The following is a 242-nucleotide window of genomic DNA, read 5'->3' on the forward strand; positions in this document are numbered from 1 at the left end:
GGTAAGGGATACGCACACACCCTACGTGAGTTTTTTTACGGGCTCTGCAGCTCCCAGCAAATGCTACCCTCTAGACCAATACAAGCAGGTAATCGAGCAACTGGCTAAGAGTTATCCACAACTAGACTTTGTATTACTTGAAGGCACTAAGCCCGAAGAAACACAGCAGGGTTGGGAAGCGGTTATTACTAACAATACCAATGTGCGAGTACAGCCACTATTATCAATAGATGGCGTTACTG

General features: G+C 45.9%; 1 protein-coding gene. It reads left to right on the forward strand.

Features of this window, described 5'->3' with window-relative positions; genetic code table 11:
* Positions 1 to 25: 25 nt before the first annotated feature.
* A partial coding sequence (locus Q4528_RS15600) for a hypothetical protein (protein WP_303522626.1) occupies positions 26 to 242 on the forward strand: 217 nt, incomplete at its 3' end.

Origin of the sequence: Staphylococcus pasteuri, from assembly GCF_030547725.1 — a bacterium.
Lineage (GTDB): Bacteria > Bacillota > Bacilli > Staphylococcales > Staphylococcaceae > Staphylococcus > Staphylococcus pasteuri.